Origin of the sequence: Asticcacaulis biprosthecium C19 (assembly GCF_000204015.1) — a bacterium.
Lineage (GTDB): Bacteria > Pseudomonadota > Alphaproteobacteria > Caulobacterales > Caulobacteraceae > Asticcacaulis > Asticcacaulis biprosthecius.
Genome location: NZ_GL883081.1, coordinates 101,308 through 119,660, shown reverse-complemented (window position 1 = coordinate 119,660; position 18,353 = coordinate 101,308). Strand labels below are relative to the sequence as shown.

Below are 18,353 nucleotides of genomic sequence, written 5' to 3'. Positions count from 1 at the left end.
CGAGGGAAATGACCTTTTGGATGACACGTCAGGCGGAGGTGACCTTGATGGGGGCGTTGGGAATGACACGCTGACAGGCGGAACGGCAGGCGATTATCTTTACGGGGGCACTGGCAACGATCTACTGAACGGCGGTGCAGGCAGCGATAACCTCATCGGCGATTCTGGCAATGATACCGTGAGCTATGTCGGCGCTGCCTCAGGCATTACCGTCAGTATCGCCATATCGACTTCGCAGAATACCGGCGGCAGTGGCTTCGATACCTTGTCCGGATTCGAAAATGTGACGGGCTCAGCGTATGCCGACAGCCTGACGGGAAGCTCAGGCGGAAATATTATCGACGGTGGAGCAGGAAACGACACGCTCGCCGGTGCCCAGGGTAATGACACCTATGTTGTCGACAGCGGCAGCGACGTCTTGGTCGAGGCTGCAGCGTCGGGGACAGATGTGGTGCAGGCCTTCGCCAGCTTTACGCTCAACGCCAATGTCGAAAACCTGGTCCTGCTGGGTGCAAGCCTGAACGGAACGGGCAATAGCCTGGACAATACTATCACCGGCAACACCAGCCACAATCTTCTGGATGGGGGCGCAGGCAATGACACTTTGTCGGGCGGACTGGGCGACGACAGTTATGTTGTCGATGCCGCGGGTGACGTTGTAACTGAATCTGGTGGTGAAGGCACGGATACTGTGTCGTCGTCCGTCACCTATGTGCTTGGCGCTACCCTCGAGAACTTGAGTCTAACCGGTTCAGCCAACATCAGCGGTACAGGTAACGTACTAAACAACAGCCTGACCGGTAATTCGAACAATAATGTGCTGGATGGGCTAGCTGGCAATGACCTGTTGGATGGTGGGCTGGGCGACGACACGCTGAACGGCGGGCTGGGCGATGACACCTTTGTTGTCAATGCGATCGGTGATGGGGTCACCGAAGCGGCAGGCGAGGGCGCGGACACGGTCCAGTCCAGTGTGTCATGGGCCCTGGGCAGCAACTTGGAAAACCTGACCCTGACCGGAAATGCCAATATCAACGGCACGGGGAATGTGGGCGACAACGTCGTTTTCGGTAATTCCGGCAACAATATGCTGGATGGTGGCGACGGTAACGACACGCTGAACGGTGGCTTAGGAGATGATACATTTTTCATAAACGCGATTGGAGATGTCGTCGCCGAAACGGCAAGTGCAGGTTCGGATGAGGTTCGGTCACTGGTCAGTTGGACCCTGGCGGTCGATTTGGAAAACCTGACTCTGACGGGTTCTGCCAATATCAGTGGCACCGGCAACGTGGCCAACAACGTCATAATCGGCAATTCCGGCAACAATCTCCTGGATGGCGGCGGCGGCGATGACAGTCTGAACGCGGGCCTCGGTGACGACAGCTACATCGTCGATGCCGCTGGCGACTTGGTGACCGAGGCGGTTGCTGAGGGCACGGATCTCGTCGTGGCGTCCACGAGCTATGTTCTGAGTGCGAATATCGAAAACCTGACGCTGGGCGGGACCGGCAATATCGACGGTACTGGCAATAGCGGAGACAACAGTGTCGTCGGCAATATCGGTAATAACCGGCTGGATGGCGCAGAAGGCAATAACAGTTTGTTCGGTAGCGCCGGTAACGACACCTATGTGGTGGCCACGGTTAATGACATTGTCGCCGAAGCTCCGGGTGACGGCACCGACACGGTCGAGTCCACCATCAGCTACAGTTTGGCTGCCGACCTGGAAAACCTGAGCCTTATGGAGACCGCCGATATCAACGGGACAGGCAATTCCGGCACTAACCTCATTGTCGGCAATTCTGGTAACAATGTGCTGGATGGTGGGGCGGGTGATGACAGCCTGGCCGGGGGCCTTGGCAACGACACCTTTATCGTCGAGGCCTCAGGCGATGTTGTAACCGAGGCCTCCAGTGAAGGTACCGACGAGGTTCAATCGTCCATCACCTATGTTCTGGGTGATCATGTCGAAAACCTGAGCCTGACGGGCGGCGCGTCGATCAACGGTTCCGGCAATAGCCTCATCAATATCCTGACGGGCAATTCGGGCAACAATATCCTGACCGGTGGACTTGGCGCCGACTCCATGGCGGGGGGACTGGGTAACGACACCTTCGTTGTCGAAGATATCGGTGATGTCGTGACCGAAGGCCTGGATGAAGGCACGGATATCGTCCTGGCTTCGGCGACCTTCATCTTGGGCGCCAATATCGAAAACCTGACTCTGACCGGAACGGGTGCGATCAACGGCACCGGTAATGCGCTCAATAACAACCTGACCGGCAACTCCGGCAATAACGTGCTGAATGGGGCTGCGGGCAACGATACCCTGACCGGCGGTCTGGGCAACGACAGTTATTATGTCGATAGTGCCAGCGATGTGGTCGTCGAAGTCGCAAGCGGCGGCACCGACCTGATTCTGTCGTCGGTTCATTATTCACTGGCGGGCATCGTGGTGGAAAACCTAACCCTGACGGGAGCCGATGATCTCAACGGCACCGGCAATGGCTCGGGCAATGCGCTGACCGGCAATAGCGGTAACAATGTGCTGGATGGTGGCCTTGCCAATGACACCATGGCAGGCGGGTTGGGTAATGACACCTACTATGTCCAGGCGACCGGCGATAATGTGGTCGAAGCTAATGGAGAGGGATCGGACGTCATCTTTTCGAGTGTGACCTATACGCTGTCTGGTCGAATCGTGGAAGTCCTGAACCTGACGGGCCTGGCGGACCTGAACGCCACCGGCAACAGCCTGGCCAATACGCTCAACGGCAACGCTGGAGCAAATCTGCTGGACGGAGGCGGCGGCAACGACACCCTGAGCGGGGGGGCGGGCAATGACACCTTTATCGTCAATGTCACCGCGGATGTCGCAATCGAAGCCTTCGGCGAAGGCACGGATATCGTGCAGTCATTGGCGACCTTTACCCTCGGCGCGAATATCGAAAATCTAGTGCTGACGGGGATCGCCAATATCAATGGGACCGGCAACGACCTGAACAACAGCCTGACCGGCACCATAGGCAATAACGCGCTCGATGGAGGCGCGGGCGTCGACACCATGGTCGGTGGGCAAGGCAATGACACCTACTATGTCGATATTGCCTCGGACGCGATCACCGAAGCCGCAGGCGAAGGTACGGACCTGGTCTATGCCAGTGTCACCTATTCCCTGGCCGGCAAGGTCGTCGAAAACCTGACCATGACGGGCACGGCTAATCTGAGTGCGACCGGCAATACACTCGGCAACAAGCTGAATGGAAACTCCGGAAACAACAGCCTGGATGGCGGGGCGGGCAACGACACCCTGATGGGCGGGCTGGGCAACGACACCTATTATGTCACCAGCACCGGCGACAAGGTGGTGGAAAATAATGGCGAAGGCACGGATATCATCTATTCAACCGTCACCTATACCCTGACCGGGCGCTACGCCGAGACCCTGGAACTCACCGGCTCCGGCAATGTCGACGCCAGCGGCAATGGCGTCGGCAATACCCTGATCGGGAACACGGGCAACAACACGCTCAACGGGCTTGGCGGCAACGATATCCTGACCGGCGGTTTAGGGGCGGATGTCTTCCTGTTCGGTATCGCCAGCCGGGCTGACACCGTCACCGATTTCAGCGCGGCGCAAAACGACACGATCAACGTCAATGCCTATACCGGCGGGGTCGCCAACAATGGTCTGGTGGTTCAGGTCGGTGCGGATACGGTCATCAACTTCGGTGGTGGCAATGTCATCACCGTGTTGAACGCCACCCAGGCGGATGTGCTGGCGCATATGGTCTGGTAGATTCAGGCGACCTGTGGCCCGAGCGATTCGGCGAGGAGAGATTCTTCGACGACCCGTTCGGCGGCACGGACACGGGCGGCTTTGACCAGTTCTTTGAACAAGGCTCGGCAGGAACGGCGATAGATCATCAGTTCGGGATGGAACTGCACGCCGATCCAGAAGCGGCGCGACGGGTCTTCGACGGCCTGGATGATGCCGTTGGGTTCGCGCGCCGTGACCCGCAAGCCCGCGCCGACCCGTTCGATGGCCTGACGGTGGATGGCATTGACGCCGACTTCGAGCTTGCCGAAGACCCTATGCAGTCTGGACCCTGCCGAGACTCGGATATGTTTGCGCAGGAAGATCGGCTCGATCCAGCCTTCGGCGGAAATCGGCAGATGGAAGCCGGTCAGGTCGGCGTGCAGGGTGCCGCCGGCAAACACGTTCAGCATCTGGGCGCCGCGGCAGACACCGAGCACGGGCAGGTCATGGTCGCGAGCACTTTTGGCCCAGGACGCCTCCATCTCACCACGCGCCAGGTCGTAGCGGTAGCCGTGTTTCGGATGGCCGTTGTAGGTTTCGGGATAGACGTCCGAGCCGCCGCCGAACACCAGTCCATCGATCGTGCGCGGATCGCCGGGCGCCTTGGCCGTCAGCTTGACCGGCCGGCCGCCGGCCAGCCAGATCGCCAGCTTCATGGCCCACCAGGCCAGCAGGTCACCTTGTGCCGGCTTGGTAATCCCGATCGTTGGCCGTTTGTGGGGTTCGCGCGTGCGCGGTGCCGAAGGCGCGTCGGCGCGGTAGGTGATTTCCGGCGGCAGTTTGCGGTGACGAATCAGATGGCTGAGGACGAACAGTGCGCCCAGGCCGACCAGCGGGTCCTTGTCGCTGCTGAGTTCGCTGGGGGCTTCGCGGTGTTTGGCGATGGCGGCCGACATGGCGTCCAGAACGTCGTGGGCGGAGGCCGTCGATCCCAGGGCGGACACGGCCTGTTCCATGGCCCGGGCCAGGCGCCCGGTGACCAGATTGCGCTTGGCGCGGCGCCAGGCATCGGCGGCAGCGTTGAGGTGGGGGTCGGAGGCGGCGACATCTTCCAGGGTCGCCAGAAGCCAGACTGCCGGGGTGCGTGTCACCACCCCGACCTCGGCATGGGGCTCATCGACCTCAAGTCCGATCGTCTGGCGGTACAGTAGCCACGGGAAGTCGACACCGGTTTCGATGGAATGGAAGATGCCGGCCCAGAACCGGGCGTTGATCTCGATGACCTGGGGCGGATCCTCTGCCTTTCCGGTCCAGCGGAAGTCGATCTCGCAGACCCCGTCCCATTGCGTGGCTTCCAGAATGCGCGCGACCACGGCGCGGAAGGGCTCGGCATCGACGGATTCGCGAATGGCGCCGGCGCCGGCCTTTTTCGGGAAGGTCGCCAGGTTGCGATAGGCCATGACGGCCTGGAGTTCGCCTTCGCGCGCCAGGGCAGCGACGCAATAGTCGTCGCCCGGAGCGAAAGTTTGTACCAGGGGCGGTGGATCGAAGCCCAGTTCCTCGGTGCGGGCTTTCAACTCGGCCGGGGTGTTGACGAGAGACACGCCGCGGCCGCCGACGCCGGTGACCGGCTTGACGATCAGGGGAAAGCCGAGATCGATCCGTTCGACCTCCTGCGGGGTGGCGGGAGAGACGCCGCGCGGCGCGGGCAGGCCCAGTTCGGCCAGAAGGTCGCCGAAGCGGTCCTTGGTCTGGACCAGGTCGATGCTGGCCGCGTGGGGGCGGCGAGGCGGATCAGGGGCTCGAATCGATCACGGTGCCTGGCGATCAGCTCGACCTCGCGAAACACCGGCATCAGCACATAGGGGCGGCCATCACGCGGGGCGTGGGTTCGCACGGCCGTTTCGAGATCATCGAGATAGCGGGCGGGGTCGCTTTCCCATGGGGCGACGACAAAGGTTTCGCGGACATGCTTCGAGAAGGTGAGAACGGTCATCGCCACATCGTCGCAGCCGATGACCTCGATGCCGCGCTGGGCGAGAGAACGGGCAATGACCAGGGCCATCAGGCTGCGGCCATAGGTCAGAATGACCCGCCCTGGGTGGGGAGTCTCGGTCGCCGCCGCGTTTACATCCATTTGTTCGTCCATTATGCCCTGAGACTTTGCCGCACCTTTCCCGTTTATGGAAAACGGCGCACATATCCGTTGATACGGGTCAAGTTCATAAATTTTCGACAGGTCTTTGTGGGACGCATGTGAGGGAAAAGCACGCATCTTCGCCGATCCGGCTTTGGCTGATTCTGGCGGCTGTCGTCGTCGTGACGGGGCTTGTCTGGCACTATCGCCTCGGTATCGAGCACGTAAAATTGCTGCTGGCGCCCCTGGAGGCGATGCGGGCACAGTCGCCCTGGCTGTTAGCAGCGGGCTATCTGGCGGTTCACGTCCTGTTGGCGACCCTGTGCGCGCCGCTCGAAATCCTGCTGGCGGTGATGGCCGGCGCCCTGTTCGGACCGGTGCAGGGCGCGATCCTGGCGTCGTTCGGATCATCCATCGGCGGGACCCTGGCGTTTTCGTGGTCGCGTTGGCTGTTGCGCGATCGCGTCCGGGCGTGGTTTCCGCGCCAGGCGGCCATGGTCGATCGGGGTATGGCGCGCGACGGCGTGCTCTATCTGGTGACGTTGCGGCTGCTGCCGGTGGTGCCGTTTTTTCTGGTCAACCTGCTGGCCGGACTGACGCCGCTTCGCACGCGCACCTTCTACGTGGTGACGCAGGCCTCGCTATTGCCCGCCATTTTCCTCTACGCCAATGCCGGCACGCAACTGGCGCAGATCAAGAACGTCGGCGATATTCTGTCGCCGTCGTTTCTTGCCGTTCTCACCTTGCTGGCCGTCCTTCCGTGGCTCGCCAAATGGGGACTGAGCCGGTTCAGGAGGTGACGACGGGCACGACCAGGCTGGAACCCATCGAAATCGGCATATCGCTCATCAGCGGAATCGACAGTAGGAAGTCATAGGTCCAGGTGACGCGGCGCACCTCGACATCGGTGGCGATCTGCTCGGTCGTGATGGTCAGATTGAGATCGTCTACCGGCACTGCCAACAGCAGGTCCAGGGCATCGGCTTCCAGGGTTGCCGCCGTGGTGGCAGGATCCAGGATCAGGCTGCGCGATGAATGCTCCACGGCATTGCGCACCGTGCCGCCGCAGTAGATAGCATAGCCGAGGTTGAAGACACCGATCAGCGCCATGATCAGCACCGGTGCGACCAAGGCGAATTCCAGCGCCGTCGCGCCCGATGTGTCGCCCCTGAAACGCCGCCCCATCTGACGCGGACCTCCTGCTGAGCGACGATCGAGGTGTCGGTGTACCAGCCGTCATAGGGCTGGACGATGGACACCCTGACATAGGCCTGCGGGATCGAGGCATCGGTGCAGACGTTCGAGCAGGTGGCGGCAACCGAACCGCAGTAGCAGCTCTTGACGGCTGAGACGGTGGCATCCTCGGTTTCGGGCGTCCACGACGACAGCACGATCTGGCGTGCGACGCTCAGGTCGGATCCGCCGCGCATGACATACTGAGCGGCGCTGGACACGCTGGAACGCATGGCCTTTTCCTTCATGGTCACCGCTGACAGGTCGTCGACAGCGGCCAGGACTCCCAAAAGCACCGGCACGATTAGGGCAAACTCGACAATCGCGGCGCCATGTCGCTCTCGCGCGAACCGGCTGAGAAAGGTCTTCACGTTCAGACGGGAAAGTGTCTTGATCATCTTGCCTACTCCACGAGTTTTACGACGCCACCAACTGCGAGGGCTCCCATGCCGAAACCTGCGCAATTGACTTTGAGGGTGGTGTTGCCGCTCCACGAAACCGTGCGGGCGACAAGCTGGGTACAGCCGTTCGCGCCCTGGAAATTGCCCAGGTAGGAAACGGGTTGTTTCGGAAAATAGATGGCCCCGGTCATGGTCGAGGCGGCGTTACCGTTGACCGTAATGCTGGTGGTTGTCGCATTGCTGCGGCTGCCGAAGAACAGCATGCCGGAATAGGTACCGCTGGTTGGCGGTGACAGGTTCATGACGGTATTGCCGTTGAAGGCGAGCGTGGCATTATTGGCCAGGTAGAAGATAACCCCGCTGCCGTTCAGGGTCGAATTGCCGTTGACCCGGAAGGTGCCGCCATCGATGATGTAGACGCCGGGATTGAAGTTGACGTTCTTGTTGATGCTGAGCCCGCCGCAATAGCGGCCTGGCTGCAGGGTGGCGCCGTTGGAATTCTGGCAGGCGCCCGGTATCGTCGGTTCCGGCACGTTGCGGAACGGGTCGGCAACCGGTGGCAGGCCGACCATGGCGCTTTCACACACAGTCTGGGTGACCAGGGCGCCCAAAGATACGCCGCCCGTGGTCATCAGGCATGGCGCCGTGACACGGGTCGAGCCCTGGCTGTAGATGGAAGAGGCCGACAATGAGTTGGTCATCACATTGCAGCCGATGAAGGTCGCGGTCGAGTTGCCGGAGAAATAGGCCGCCTGGTTGGCCGACGTGTCGAGCGCCAGGACGCAGGCATTGGAGGCGTTCTCGAAGTGGGCGACGGCGCGAGACCGCAAGGTGATGACGCTGTCGTCGAAGAGCTGGGAGAAGTAGCGCGGCTCGCGCCGCGTCAGGATGACTTCCGCCGCCTTGTCGTTCTGGTGCGTGCCCGAGGTCGGGGGCGCGTTCAGGCTCACGTCACCGAGACTGGCCTTGAAGCCGTTCGCCGCTGCGGCGGCGCGGGCCGAGGCCAGCATGACCTCCGGCGTACCGCCGGCGCGCTTTTCGAGACCGGCGGCATAGGCCGCGGCGTCGGCCGCCTGTTGCAGTTTGGTCTGATCCAGGTACCAGATCCCGCTGTCGAGACCGAAAGCGGCGCCGCCCGCCACCAGGGGGAGGCTGAACGCAAAAATTGTCGCTACGTTGCCGGACGTGTTCCGTGCAAAGCGGCGCAAACGTCGTTGGAAAACCCTGAACATAACCGCACCCACCATCGTTGCAGATCAAGGGTTACGCCTCGGAAATTTCACAGGTGTGAAGAAAATTGGTTGAAATCCGTTAACCTTCGTAAATTTTTCGCGCTTCCGGGGAATTGTTTAGAACGCTGTTCGGCTCGTTTTGCCTGTGCTATCTTCGGGACAAGCAAAGCATAAAAAGAACGAAAACCGGGGAGATTTCATGAGCATGGTAGGATCGTACAGGCGCAGGCGTGATGTGCTTACCGGGGCCGCCGCCCTTGGCCTCTTGCCGTCTTTGGCGAGTGGCCAGGAGGTTGCAACTCAGGCGGCGCCGTTAACCGATGACAGCGAAATTGCCGAGCTTGCGGCGCGTAATAATTACGACCGGCTGACCATTCCGGTGACGGTCAACGGCAAGGGGCCGTACCAGTTCATTGTCGATACAGGCGCGGAGTCGTCGGTACTGTCGGATCGGGTCGTTGCGGACCTGGGGCTGAGCGGCGGCGTAGACGTGATCGTCGAAGGTTTGGCGCGGCGTATTCCGGCGAAGGCCGTCGAGGTTGCGGAATTGGGTTTTGGCGCGTTTCGCCGCAAGAATCTGCTCTTGCCGGTCTTGCCGCGTACCATGCTGGGCTGTGACGGCTATCTCGGGCTGGATGCGATCGAGCGAACGCGGGTGACCTTCGACTTCGCTCATAAGCAGGTGCGCATCGAACAGGCGCGTAACATGACGTGGGAGATGACGCGGATAGATGTCGCCCGTATCAAGATGGAGGGCCGCGCCGGATACCTGCGCACCGGTGAATGCTTGGTCGACGGCGTCATGGCCACGGCGTTTATCGATACGGGCGCCGAGGTGTCGATGGGTAATCCGCCGCTGCTGGCGGCCCTGCAGCGCAAAGGGCGTGTGCCGAATACGCTGGGGCAAATCATTCTGGCCGGGATTACGGGCGGCGAGATCGAGGGACAGGTGGTTCCGGTGCACGCGATTCAGATGGAGGACCTGAAGTTTACAGACGGCGTTCTGGCCATTGTCGACGTGCCCAACTTCACCATTTGGCAGGTGGACAACAAGCCGGCCTTCCTGATGGGGATGAACTTCCTGCGCCAGTTCGCCAGTGTCGCCATCGACTACCGCGCCCGGGAACTGCGCTTTCAGCTGGCGCGGCTGGATCCTAAATCGGGGCAGTATCTGGCTTAGGGCGCCAATCCGACAGATTCGAATCGGCGGACTAGAGCTTTGGTATGACATATCTTTCTTATGGCGGGACGGCCTAGTCTGCTGGCATGACCCCAGTGCTTCTCGTCTGCCATGGATAAGGCAATCTTGTTCGGGATTGCCGCGGCCCTGCTGTATGGGGTGACGGATTTCGTTGCTCGCTTTGCCAACAAATCCAATGGCGTGGTCAAGACCTTGCTGTGGGGGCAGGGGTTGCTGGCGGTCTTGCTGACGGTCGCCGTTATCCTCGTCGATCACCCTGTCTCGGCCACCATCGGCGAGTGGTCGATTTTGATGGCCTCGAACCTGATGATTATGGCGGGTACGGCCTGTCTTTATCACGGCCTTGCGACCGGGCGTCTGGCGGTAGTGGCGCCGGTCATGTCAGGGTACGGCGCCATCAGCGGTCTGCTGGCCCTGGCGTCGGGTTCGGCGATCACGCTTCTGGGTGGTGCCGGATTAGCCCTGACGGCAGTCGGCGCTGTGCTGGCGGCGGCATCGCCACGCAAGGACCGCGACATTGGCAACGGGCGTCCATCGGGATGGCTGCCGGCGGCTGGCGCGGCCGTCATGTATGGTGGGGCCTATTGGATACAGGGAACCTGGAGCCTGCCGGTCTTCGGCGCGCTCGATACCCTGTGGAGCTACTACCTGTCCGGCACTCTCGTGTTTGGTCTGGTGGCCGCTATCCGTCGCCAGGACATGCGGCTTGACGGCGTCAAGGGCAGCGCACTGATCTTCGGTACGGCGCTGCTGGCGGCCGGGGGCTATTTTGCCCTGTCCTTTTCCCAGATGAGTGGCGGCGTCGCGATCGGTCCGGCTCTGGGGGCGACAGCCAGCGCCATCACCGTCATGCTGGCCTTCGTTTTTTTGCGCGAAAAGGTGGCGTGGCCTGGCTGGCTGGGAGTCGCCAGCGTCGTGGCGGGGGTAGCTGCGCTGCATCTGGGCAAGTGACGACTTGCCATTCACGCGCTTTGTCTGGAAATGCATACCATCCGCCTGAACGGCCAGGCTGTCGGCGCGGTGCATCGAGCAGCCGACGATGAACAGCACGCTGATCAGGGCGGCCAGCGGGCCGGTGAACATGGAGATAAAACGCAGGGTCATGTACTACGGCACGTCACGCTGCCGGGCGGGATAGGGTTTACAAACCGGGAGCTTCCGGGCACCGCCGCAACCGGATCGGCTTGCTATTTAGTAACAGAAGGTGGCGGTTCAGGCGCCCGAATGTGGCTAAACTGGTTGTGAGTTGACGTGGCTGCGCGGACGGGGTGAGATGCCTCCGCCGGGGAGCAATGTTTTTGTGACGCCTCATGTTTGGTCAAACGTGGCATCCACGTTTTGGCATGAGGGTCCAAGGAGGTCGAATGACACCTGCTCTTGCCCGACGTCGCGTTCTGAAAAGCGTGCTGATCGCCGGATTGTTTGCCGCCGCCCCAGCCCTGGCCCATCACGGCTGGGCATGGACAGAAGAGAAGCAAACCACCCTGGCCGGCACTATCCAGAGCATTTCCATGGTGCCGCCGCATCCCGTGTTGAAGGTCAAGGCGGCGGACGGCGTGTTGTGGCAGGTTGATCTGGGCAACCCCATTCAGACCGAAAAATCGGGCTTTCGCGGCGACAGCGCCAAGGTTGGGGACAGCATCACCGTGCTGGGCAATCGCGCCCTGGACAAGACCAAACACATGAAGGCCGTCCGCATCACGCTGGCCGGCAAAAACTATGACATGTATCCCGACCGGATCCACGCCCATTGATCGACCTTATCGCCGACTGGCCAGGCGCCGTCTGGTTGCAGCACAACTGGGTGGCCTATCTCTTTGTCAACGCCACCCACATCCTGGGGATAGGCCTGATCCTGGGGGCGATCCTGCCACTGGATCTGCGGTTGCTGGGGTTGTTCAAGACCGTGCCGGTGACCGTCATCGCGCCGTTCCTGTCGCGCGCTGCGGCGGTCGGTGTCGGGCTGGCCATGGTGACGGGGCTATGGCTGTTCTCGGTCAAGCCAGACGAGTATCTCAGCAACCCGGCCTTTCTGACCAAGGCCGGATTGCTGGTTTTCGCGGTCGGAAATGTAGCGGCCCAGCATAGGATGCCGGGTTTCCGCCGGGCCGTGCAGGGCGGAGCTGTTTCGGGCAGCGTGAAGCTATTCGCCGCCGTGTCGGTCGTACTGTGGCTCTCGGTATTGGTTGCAGGACGGTGGATCGGGTTTTTGTAGGTTCGAGCTTCCGGCAAGAAAGTCGCCTCACCAGAAAAAGCTAGGTCGAAATCGTGAAATACACCAGGCACCCGGCCGCCACCGTCATCAACACCAGGGCGAGGCCGCCCAGAAGGTTCGACCACAGGCCATTGGTATAGCTGCCCATGACGGCCTTGTTGTTGGCGATATGCAGCAAAATCCCGATCAGGACAGGCGCCGTTACGCCGTACAGGATGGCTGACCACAACAGGGCCTGGATCGGCGAAATGCCGAGATAGTTGATGCCCAGTCCGACCACCAGCGACACGATGACCACGCCATAGAAGGCCGGCGCTTCGTGGAATTTCTTGTCCAGTCCCTCCTGCCAGCCGAAGGTCTCGGCCACGATATAGGACAGGCAGCCCGAGAGCACAGGGATGGCCAGAAACCCTGTTCCGATGACGCCGATGGCAAACAGGTAGTAGGCACCGTCGCCGGCAACTGGCCGCAAGGCTTCGGCCGCTTCGGCGACGGTGTCGATGTGATGAATGCCGGCGGCATACAGGGTCGATCCGGCCGTCAGGATAATGAAGAACATGACGATGCTGGAAAACAGCATGCCGAGATCGACGTCGAACCCCATCTCCTTGATCAGGCGCTTGTCGACCACGACCTGTGTCTTGTGCAGTTGGGCTTCGGCTTCCATGGTGGCCTGCCAAAAGAAGAGGTAGGGCGATATGGTCGTCCCCAGTATGGCGACCAGGACGCCGATAAAGGCCTTGTCGAAATGGAATTCCGGCAGAAGGGCGTGGCGCAACACCGCCATCCAGTCGGTTTGGGTCATGAACGGCACCACCAGATAGACCAGCAGAACGGCGCACAGCCATTTCAGTACCGAGGCCAGCCTTTGATAGGGCAGGGCAATGATGGCCCCAACAGGAGTGCGGTGAAGACGACGCTGAACACCAGGGCCGGGACCTGCGGGATCACCAGATTGGCCACGGCGCCCATGCCGGCGATATCGGCGCCGATGTTCAGCACGATGGCCGGAACGCTGAACAGCAGCATTAGCCACAGGACCGGCTTCGGATAGGTCTTGCGCAGGATGCCGCACAGGCCCTGGGAGGTGACAAGGCCAATGCGGGCGCACATCTCCTGGATCGCCGCCATCAGCGGAAAGGTGATCAGCGTGGTCCATAGGGTGGCCAGGCCATATTGCGCGCCGGCCTGGGTGTAGGTCGCTATGCCGGACGGATCGTCATCGCTGGCGCCGGTGACCAGGCCCGGGCCGATGGATTTCCAAAGCCGGGACAGTTTGCCGGGCTCAGGCTTACCTAGCTCGGGTGGTGTTTCGGCGGGGGCTTGGGGCGTCTCCATGCATCTTCCTGGATATCGTGCCGGACTGGAATGACAAGACCCGCATCAGGAAGCGATGGCAATCAGATTTTCTCGCTGATTTTTATGGCGACCCTGCATCCGGCCTTTATCACGGCTGACAGCAGGGGATAGGCGGGGGCTTCGCGTGCGCCCTGTTCAACGGCGTGGTCGTGGTGGCCCAGTTCGTCATCGCGGAACTTCGACAGTTGCGCCGATAGTTCGGGGTCGGACTGCGAAAGTTCGCGCACCTGATCGGCGTAATGTTCAGCGATGACGCTCTCGACGGCTTCGGTGCAGGCATGGGCAGCCTTTTCGCCCAGCAGCGCCGTGCCGACGCCCAGGCCCAGGGCGGCAAGACGCCAGACCGGCGTCATGGCGGTCGGGCGGACTTGTTTGTCGCGCAGCAGGGTCTCGAAGGCGTCGAGGTGGACCTGTTCCTCGCCTTCCATGCGGGTGAACTGGTCAGCAAGGTCCTTGTGCGGCGTCTGGCGGAAGACAGCGCTCTGGCCGCGATAGATGTGCACGGCGGCCAGTTCGCCGGCATGGTCGACGCGCAGGATCTCTTCCAGGCGGGCGCGCGATTCGCCCTGGCCGGGACGGGGCGGGACGGGCCGGGTGGTCAGATTTGGGGGCGACTGGGTCATGGGCCTATTCTACCACGGATCGGTGGCGGCGCGACGTGGCGTCTTGCCTCAGTGCTTCTTCTTGCGGCGGAAGCGCAGCGAGGCGATCAGGCTGAGGATCGCCAGGATACCGCTGGCAATGGTGTTGTAGCCGGCCATGGTGAGGCCCCACAACTCCCAAACAATAACACCGCACTGCGGCGCCTTGGAGGCCGTGCCCGTGATGAAGCCCATCATGATGTCCGGGCTCAGTTCTCCGCTTTCGGCGGAACAGGTCTGCGGGCCAGGCCACCAGGTCTGCTCGACGCCGGCGTGGAACAGAGAGATGGCAAATCCGGTCGCGAAAATGGCAAACAGAACGAACGAAAAGACCCGCGGCGGTCCCTTGGCACCGGTGAATACCGCCCAAACCGAGGCGACCAGCGAAACGCCCACGGCGATCCAGTAGATGTCGCGCTGCTTCAGGCACAGATGGCAGGGATGCAGGCCACCGATCAACTGAAAGCCCCAGGCCGTGGCCAGCATGGCCAGGGAGATGACGAGCGCGGTAATGCTCCACCAGCGCGAGAAGGCCAGCCGGAGCTTGGCTCCGACGTCAGTAGAGGGTTTGGGCGTGAGTGACACGTAGGGCCTCAGTGCGGGATCAGTTTGATAGCGACGAGTCCTAGCACGATCAATACGACCAAAACAGTGCCCACAAGATAGAAGCGCTTTTCGAGCTGTTCCGTAATTTGCGGACCGAAACGCTTGCAGGCCCACGCGACCGCGAAGAAACGGACGCCGCGTGTAACGGCGCAAGATAAGAAGAAGGTCAGCAGCGGCATTTGGGCGATGCCGGAGGCGATGGTGACCAGCTTGAACGGAATGGGAGTCAGGCCCTTGGCCAGGATGACCCAGGCGCCCCATTCCTTCATGAAGGTCTGAAAATCGGCCAACCGCTCACCGTAGCCCAGAAAATTCAGCAGCATCAGGCCAACCGGCGTGAAGAAATAGCCGATGGCATAGCCAAAAAAGGCGCCCAGCACCGAGGCGATGGTACAGACCAGGGCGTAGCGATAGGCCCGGTCGGGGCGGGCCAGAATCATCGGGGCCAGCATCAAGTCGGGCGGGATCGGAAAGAAGGAGCTCTCAGCGAACGAAATGGCGGCCAGGCCTTTTTCGGCATGGGCCCCGGCGGCGATCTTCATCATCCAGATATAGAGCTGGCGCGGCCACATGGCGACGGTACGAAGCGGGGCGGGCAGGCGCTTGACGAATTCGGGCGTTTCAGCGGAGGGAGGCTTGGACACGGGGGATGTGGGTTCCGTTGGCGGGGGCCTTCACATAGCAGCAGTTTTGCCCCTTGTCGCCCCGGAACAACGCCGTAAGCGCTTCCATTTGAGGCGCTTTTCCTAACCTTTAGCGAAAATAGACAAAGCCTTAACTATTACTGATTTGTCATTGGCGACGGGGTGGGGCATCAGGTAGCTTACCGACAAAAGGACAGTGTTTCCATGCCGCATACCTCGTTGACCCTGGACGAATACACACCCTACCGCCTGGCGGTGGCCTCCAGCGCCGTCAGCACCCTGATTTCTACGGCCTATGACAGCCTGTATGGCCTGAAAATCCCGGAATGGCGACTGATCATGATCCTGCGCGAGGACGGTCCTTCGACGCAGCAGGCCCTGGTCAAGCGCGGCGGCATGGACAAGGTGACGATTTCACGCGCGGCTCAGGCCCTGGCCAAGCGCCGGCTGATCACCCGGGCGCCGCACGAACACGACGGCCGGTCGCACCACCTGATTCTGACCGCTGAGGGCGAACGCCTGTTTGCCGATGTGGCGCCGGCGGCGGCGGAATATGAAAAGGTGATGCTGGCCGACTTCACGCCGGACGAGGTGGCGACCTTCAAGAAGCTGCTGCGCCGTGTCGAAGAAGCCGCGCTCAAGGCACAAAACAACCGCTGACGGGCGAACCCGCGGATTCCTGACGCAAAATCGGTGATGCGGGATGGCGTGCCGCTTGTCTATCTGTTAACCTTTGTGGTTAGCTGGTTCATGAGACGGCGGGATACCGTTTCGTCATGCGTAAGGGAGGCGGGGGCTTGCAGGTCGATTATACCAATGACGGTCACGGCTTACCGTCCGACTTCCCCAGCGATCCCGTATTCCAATGGGACCTGATGTTGGGCTTTGTCGGCCTGGTGCTGCTGGCGCTTGTCCTGGCGGGTCTGTTCATCTTCTTCCAGCGCCTGGGCCGCCAGATGGTTCTGCGCGAAGCCGATGACGCCATCGTCAAGAAGTCTGACCTTATCTCCAAGGCCCTGTCACGCGCCGCCCGCGCGCCGCGCGACCAGCAGGAAGCCCGTTTGGGTGAGGCGGTCGGGGAAATCGACAAGCATTTCGGCGCGACACTGAAAGCGGCCGCCGACATCAGCAAGGCTGTTGGGGGCGTTTCGGGCGCCCTGGAAGGTCTCAAGGACGGTGCGCCAGCGAGTGGTTTATTCCCCAATGGCAGCCATGTCCATGGCAACACCATCATCAATATCGCCGTCAATAATGGCGAGATGGTCAATGGTGGACCAGGGGGGGGACCGATCGGCGGCCAGCCCGTGCCGGCTTCGGCGCCGGATGTTGAGATGACGCCGCGTGAACGGCACGAAATCGTCTGGGAGGCCATCCAGCGTCTGTTCGACTACTGGAAGTTCCGCTCGGCCGTGGTGACGCAACTGCGTGCCGTGCGCCAGCAACTGGATCATTCTCCGTCTTGGGAAGCACCGCGTCCCGAAGGCGGCATGGCGGTCTTTGGCCGTCGCGACGAAGTGTCATGAGGGCCGCATGAACGACTTCGATGACAATTTCGGCGGACCGGCCGACGCTTACAACGATCCCTATCTGATCGATTCGACGCTCGATCCCTATATTTTCGTGACGCTCGGGATGCTGGCCTTGCTGGTCGTGGTCGTGTGCCTGGTTGGCTACTATATCGGCCGCTCGGCGACACGCCGCCGTCTCGAGGCTGAACGCAAGGCGTCGCGCGATGCCATCTATGGCAGCGTTCGTTATGCCCTGGAAAAGGCGATGAAATCGTCAGGAGCGGTGATCCTTGAGCGCGGCCGGGAGGTCGCGGATATCCTGGATGCCCGGCTGGGCCTTCTGGTGGTGGTTCACAACAAGCTTGGCAAGGCGGTGGCGACATTACGTAATGCGCCGAGTGCCAAAAGGCCCGAGCCGCCGAAACCGGCCGGTCAGAAGGTGCCGCGCGGCACCTATAGCCATGCCTTCGAGGTTTCGCAGGCCCTCGAAGACTTAAGCGCCTTCTGGCAGAAGGACACGGTCGATGAACTGCTGCGCAATGCCCAGCGCGAGTTGAGCACGCCCCCGGTCATGCCAGTGGTGCAAAACGCATCGATGTTTAAATGGGAACGCAAGACGCCTTCCGCTGCCGCGGTGGTGAAGGGCGCTTTGGAGGACGCCAACAAGGCGGGAACCGCGCCGGTCGCGCCTCTGCCGGGGGAAGCCTTGCCGGCTAAGACCGAGGACGCGGCGCCTGCGCCAGAACCGGATCCGACTCCTCCGCCCCCGCCGCCGGCTCCCAAGCCGAAACGTGGCGGTCCGTTGCCAGCACACAAGCGGAATATGCTGGCATAGGCGCCTCAGCGAAGCGGTCGATCGACTTTACGTTTCCATCTAAAAATCCTGCCAAAACGGTCTTGCACCGGCTGGCGAAAGTCTTTATCTGTCCGGCTTCTTGCCTCAGGCCCCTGTGGTGGAATTGGTAGACGCGCCGGATTCAAAATCCGGTACCGCGAGGTGTGTCGGTTCGAGTCCGACCGGGGGCACCAGGCTTCAAGCACTGTGGAAGTTGTCTCCGCAAGGCGGCTCTTAATAAGCTCAGGTTGAGTGTCGGCTAGGTGCCCCACCGTCATACATCCTGGCAGCTTTCCTCAAGAAATTTTCGGCCTCGCTTTCGTCCATATATCCTGCGTCACAGTGGCCGCTGCCGTACGGTTCCTCATAGTGCCATTCCGGCGCACCGATCACATCCTCTCCGCCAACGCTAAGCGACTAGGTCTGGTGACGGGCGCGGAAATAAAACACCTTCCCGTTCAGCATGCCTTCAGCCTGAACAGGGCAGGTTCCGCCAATAGTCTCGATTTTCAGATCCATACGTCTTTGCTAGCGCATCCCCGGCAACATTGCGAAACTAAGACTTAGAGCGCGTTTTG

At 61.3% G+C, this 18,353-nt stretch carries 19 protein-coding genes and 1 tRNA gene; 10 read left to right on the top strand and 10 right to left on the bottom strand.

The annotated features are described in order from the left end of the window. Window positions 1–16: 16 nt before the first annotated feature. Entirely contained in the window at window positions 17–3,802 is a 3,786-nt protein-coding gene (locus ABI_RS25480) for a beta strand repeat-containing protein (RefSeq protein ID WP_006275398.1), read from the top strand. Window positions 3,803–3,804: 2 nt separating this feature from the next. On the opposite strand, the gene ABI_RS24050 is transcribed toward ABI_RS25480, so the two are convergent. Next, complete coding sequence (locus ABI_RS24050; protein ID WP_245531435.1) at window positions 3,805–5,475, bottom strand: gamma-glutamyl-gamma-aminobutyrate hydrolase family protein; 1,671 nt, start codon at window positions 5,473–5,475, stop codon at window positions 3,805–3,807. Continuing rightward, entirely contained in the window at window positions 5,403–5,900 is a 498-nt protein-coding gene (locus ABI_RS22580) for an ATP-grasp domain-containing protein (protein ID WP_157139084.1), read from the bottom strand. Before ABI_RS22580 ends, ABI_RS24050 begins: the two co-directional genes overlap by 73 nt. Window positions 5,901–6,019: 119 nt before the next feature. On the opposite strand from ABI_RS22580, the gene ABI_RS22575 reads away from it, so the two are divergent. Beyond that, window positions 6,020–6,700, top strand: a complete 681-nt coding sequence (locus ABI_RS22575) for a TVP38/TMEM64 family protein (protein ID WP_006275397.1) — start codon at window positions 6,020–6,022, stop codon at window positions 6,698–6,700. Here ABI_RS22575 and ABI_RS22570 read toward each other — a convergent pair. Genes ABI_RS22570 through ABI_RS22560 form a run of 3 tightly spaced genes read right to left on the bottom strand, consistent with a single transcriptional unit; the run spans window position 6,690 to window position 8,766 of the window. Then, on the bottom strand, window positions 6,690–7,031 hold the full coding sequence (locus ABI_RS22570; RefSeq protein WP_006275396.1) for a hypothetical protein: 342 nt from the start codon (window positions 7,029–7,031) through the stop codon (window positions 6,690–6,692). The two genes, ABI_RS22575 and ABI_RS22570, sit on opposite strands and share 11 nt — an antisense overlap. Further along, window positions 7,013–7,531, bottom strand: a complete 519-nt coding sequence (locus ABI_RS22565) for a TadE/TadG family type IV pilus assembly protein (protein ID WP_006275395.1) — start codon at window positions 7,529–7,531, stop codon at window positions 7,013–7,015. The genes ABI_RS22570 and ABI_RS22565 overlap by 19 nt, the downstream gene beginning before the upstream one ends. 5 nt (window positions 7,532–7,536) lie before the next feature. Beyond that, on the bottom strand, window positions 7,537–8,766 hold the full coding sequence (locus tag ABI_RS22560; RefSeq protein ID WP_040310047.1) for a pilus assembly protein TadG-related protein: 1,230 nt from the start codon (window positions 8,764–8,766) through the stop codon (window positions 7,537–7,539). 199 nt (window positions 8,767–8,965) lie between these two features. On the opposite strand from ABI_RS22560, the gene ABI_RS22555 reads away from it, so the two are divergent. From ABI_RS22555 to ABI_RS22540, 4 genes are all read left to right on the top strand, one after another. Then, window positions 8,966–9,946 carry an aspartyl protease family protein gene (locus ABI_RS22555; protein ID WP_083811618.1) on the top strand — a complete coding sequence of 327 codons (981 nt, stop codon included), beginning with the start codon at window positions 8,966–8,968 and terminating at the stop codon, window positions 9,944–9,946. 126 nt (window positions 9,947–10,072) lie between these two features. Next, a complete protein-coding gene (locus ABI_RS22550) occupies window positions 10,073–10,918 on the top strand; it encodes an EamA family transporter (RefSeq protein WP_006275392.1) in 846 nt (281 codons plus the stop codon). Window positions 10,919–11,331: 413 nt separating this feature from the next. Beyond that, window positions 11,332–11,721: a DUF6152 family protein gene (locus tag ABI_RS22545; protein ID WP_006275391.1), complete on the top strand. Its 390-nt coding sequence runs from the start codon at window positions 11,332–11,334 to the stop codon at window positions 11,719–11,721. Then, on the top strand, window positions 11,718–12,182 hold the full coding sequence (locus ABI_RS22540) for a DUF6644 family protein (protein ID WP_006275390.1): 465 nt from the start codon (window positions 11,718–11,720) through the stop codon (window positions 12,180–12,182). The genes ABI_RS22545 and ABI_RS22540 overlap by 4 nt, the downstream gene beginning before the upstream one ends. A 40-nt stretch (window positions 12,183–12,222) precedes the next feature. Here ABI_RS22540 and ABI_RS26540 read toward each other — a convergent pair whose 3' ends face one another. The 5 genes from ABI_RS26540 to ABI_RS22520 all read right to left on the bottom strand — a co-directional run bounded on the left by ABI_RS26540 (window position 12,223) and on the right by ABI_RS22520 (window position 15,432). Beyond that, window positions 12,223–12,996, bottom strand: a complete 774-nt coding sequence (locus tag ABI_RS26540; protein WP_502503704.1) for an NRAMP family divalent metal transporter — start codon at window positions 12,994–12,996, stop codon at window positions 12,223–12,225. 35 nt (window positions 12,997–13,031) lie between these two features. Then, on the bottom strand, window positions 13,032–13,520 hold the full coding sequence (locus tag ABI_RS26535) for an NRAMP family divalent metal transporter (protein WP_006275388.1): 489 nt from the start codon (window positions 13,518–13,520) through the stop codon (window positions 13,032–13,034). 62 nt (window positions 13,521–13,582) lie between these two features. After that, window positions 13,583–14,164, bottom strand: coding sequence for a demethoxyubiquinone hydroxylase family protein (locus ABI_RS22530; protein WP_006275387.1), 582 nt, complete (start codon window positions 14,162–14,164; stop codon window positions 13,583–13,585). A 48-nt stretch (window positions 14,165–14,212) separates the two neighbouring features. After that, entirely contained in the window at window positions 14,213–14,767 is a 555-nt protein-coding gene (locus ABI_RS22525; protein WP_006275386.1) for a disulfide bond formation protein B, read from the bottom strand. An 8-nt stretch (window positions 14,768–14,775) separates the two neighbouring features. Then, window positions 14,776–15,432 (bottom strand): YqaA family protein, encoded by a 657-nt coding sequence (locus tag ABI_RS22520; RefSeq protein WP_006275385.1) that lies wholly within the window; start codon window positions 15,430–15,432, stop codon window positions 14,776–14,778. 204 nt (window positions 15,433–15,636) lie between these two features. Between ABI_RS22520 and ABI_RS22515 the strand changes: the two genes are divergently transcribed. The 4 genes from ABI_RS22515 (at window position 15,637) to ABI_RS22500 (ending at window position 17,969) form a co-directional block, all read left to right on the top strand. Continuing rightward, window positions 15,637–16,092, top strand: a complete 456-nt coding sequence (locus tag ABI_RS22515) for a MarR family winged helix-turn-helix transcriptional regulator (protein ID WP_040309993.1) — start codon at window positions 15,637–15,639, stop codon at window positions 16,090–16,092. Window positions 16,093–16,208: 116 nt separating this feature from the next. Then, the gene (locus ABI_RS22510; protein WP_157139083.1) at window positions 16,209–16,955 is read left to right on the top strand and encodes a hypothetical protein; all 747 of its coding nucleotides are present in this window, start codon (window positions 16,209–16,211) and stop codon (window positions 16,953–16,955) included. A gap of 7 nt (window positions 16,956–16,962) precedes the next feature. Beyond that, window positions 16,963–17,775, top strand: a complete 813-nt coding sequence (locus tag ABI_RS22505) for a hypothetical protein (protein WP_006275382.1) — start codon at window positions 16,963–16,965, stop codon at window positions 17,773–17,775. A 109-nt stretch (window positions 17,776–17,884) separates the two neighbouring features. Then, window positions 17,885–17,969 (top strand) — tRNA-Leu (locus tag ABI_RS22500). Window positions 17,970–18,353 lie beyond the last annotated feature (384 nt).

Coding starts and splice junctions, on each gene's coding strand:
- ABI_RS22580 (WP_157139084.1), bottom strand. CDS start 5,900: ATGGATGTAAACGCGGCGGCGACCGAGACTCCCCACCCAGGGCGGGTC.
- ABI_RS22565 (WP_006275395.1), bottom strand. CDS start 7,531: ATGATCAAGACACTTTCCCGTCTGAACGTGAAGACCTTTCTCAGCCGG.
- ABI_RS22560 (WP_040310047.1), bottom strand. CDS start 8,766: ATGTTCAGGGTTTTCCAACGACGTTTGCGCCGCTTTGCACGGAACACG.
- ABI_RS22555 (WP_083811618.1), top strand. CDS start 8,966: ATGAGCATGGTAGGATCGTACAGGCGCAGGCGTGATGTGCTTACCGGG.
- ABI_RS22545 (WP_006275391.1), top strand. CDS start 11,332: ATGACACCTGCTCTTGCCCGACGTCGCGTTCTGAAAAGCGTGCTGATC.
- ABI_RS26535 (WP_006275388.1), bottom strand. CDS start 13,520: ATGGAGACGCCCCAAGCCCCCGCCGAAACACCACCCGAGCTAGGTAAG.
- ABI_RS22530 (WP_006275387.1), bottom strand. CDS start 14,164: ATGACCCAGTCGCCCCCAAATCTGACCACCCGGCCCGTCCCGCCCCGT.
- ABI_RS22515 (WP_040309993.1), top strand. CDS start 15,637: ATGCCGCATACCTCGTTGACCCTGGACGAATACACACCCTACCGCCTG.
- ABI_RS22510 (WP_157139083.1), top strand. CDS start 16,209: ATGCGTAAGGGAGGCGGGGGCTTGCAGGTCGATTATACCAATGACGGT.
- ABI_RS22505 (WP_006275382.1), top strand. CDS start 16,963: ATGAACGACTTCGATGACAATTTCGGCGGACCGGCCGACGCTTACAAC.